At 43.7% G+C, this 1,252-nt stretch carries 2 protein-coding genes; one reads left to right on the top strand and one right to left on the bottom strand.

Going from position 1 to position 1,252, the window contains the following annotated elements:
* The coding region (locus A3739_RS17465) for a LysR substrate-binding domain-containing protein (protein ID WP_068502215.1) at positions 1–735 on the top strand (735 nt) is incomplete at its 5' end.
* Here A3739_RS17465 and A3739_RS17460 read toward each other — a convergent pair.
* Positions 710–1,030: a hypothetical protein gene (locus tag A3739_RS17460; RefSeq protein WP_068481778.1), complete on the bottom strand. Its 321-nt coding sequence runs from the start codon at positions 1,028–1,030 to the stop codon at positions 710–712. The two genes, A3739_RS17465 and A3739_RS17460, sit on opposite strands and share 26 nt — an antisense overlap.
* Between the last annotated feature and the right edge of the window lie 222 nt (positions 1,031–1,252).

The following is a 1,252-nucleotide window of genomic DNA, read 5'->3' as shown; positions in this document are numbered from 1 at the left end:
GGACGCGTTGTAGAGCAATATGCAGATGAGATCTTTTCTCTTGGGTCTGAACTGACTCAGCGAGTGAAGAGTAAGCAGCCAGGCACTCCCATTAATTTCAATGTTGGGATCGTAGACTCGATACCTAAGTTAATTGCATACAAGATTCTTGAGCCTGCTCTAAGTTTTGAGCAGCCGATCAAAATCGTTTGTATGGAGGGAAAGCTAGAGACGCTGTTGGGTGACTTAGCCGTCCATAAACTTGATTTGATTTTGTCTGATCGAAGTATTCCAACAGGCTTAAATGTAAAAGCTTACAGTCATGAGTTAGGCGAAAGTGATTTGACCTTTTTTGGAACACCCGCCCTGTGCGCGCAATACGAAGGTTCATTCTCCAAATTCTTAGATAATGCGCCTGTTTTGTTGCCAGTGAATAATCATGTCTTGCGTCGCAGTCTCGATGATTGGTTTGATCGAGAAGGCATTACTCCGAAAATCGTCGCTGAATTTGATGATAGTGCATTACTCAAAGCTTTTGGCGAGGCAGGCGCGGGCTTCTTCCCAGCGCCAAGTGCTATGCGTCGACAAGTTGAAACAATGTATGGGGTAAAGGCAATTGGAGAAGTGTCTGATGTATCAGAGCACTTCTTCGTGATTTCGCCGGAGCGAAAGTTAAAACATCCTGCGGTGGTGTCGATTACCGAAACCGCGCGTTCAAATCTAGCTTCGATCAACCAGTCTGAGCGACTGTTTTAGGCTCATTGATTCCTCGTATTCTACGCAGCATTGAGCGTCTCGCTTTGGCGAAGATCTGCTCGATCGCTGCGCCACAATTCTCAAGTTCGAGTGCAATAGATATCTTCTGACCATTCGCTGGTATTACATCGAGCTCACAGCGATATACGGTGTCTTGAACGCTCGTTTGTTTGTCAATAAATAGATTCACTGACTCAATATCGTCTACAAGACTCCCTAGATGGATGTTGTAATACAGATCTATAGTGCGTTCCCAATATGCCAATACTTTTTCGTTCACGTTTAGGTACAGCATTACGAGCCTCCTCTTCAGCGTTTAACCAATGCTACTGAATGCGAAATAGCTTCTTCCATCAGTTATTAATCAACGATGAGTTCGAATACTTCGATCAATAATTGTTCGCTTTTATGATCATTTTTTTCGTTCTTTCGAGACGAATAAATCTTCTTTTTTCGAAGTGACGTGGATGACAGGATGACACCTACGGTTCACAACGATGGAGACTCGTAAATGAAG

The sequence above is a fragment of the Oleiphilus sp. HI0067 genome, from assembly GCF_001635735.1.
This window is presented reverse-complemented; position numbering and strand designations above follow the sequence as displayed.

What these genes read in the sequence shown, in the direction of transcription:
- A3739_RS17460 (WP_068481778.1), bottom strand. Translation starts at nt 1,030, where the DNA reads ATGCTGTACCTAAACGTGAACGAAAAAGTATTGGCATATTGGGAACGC.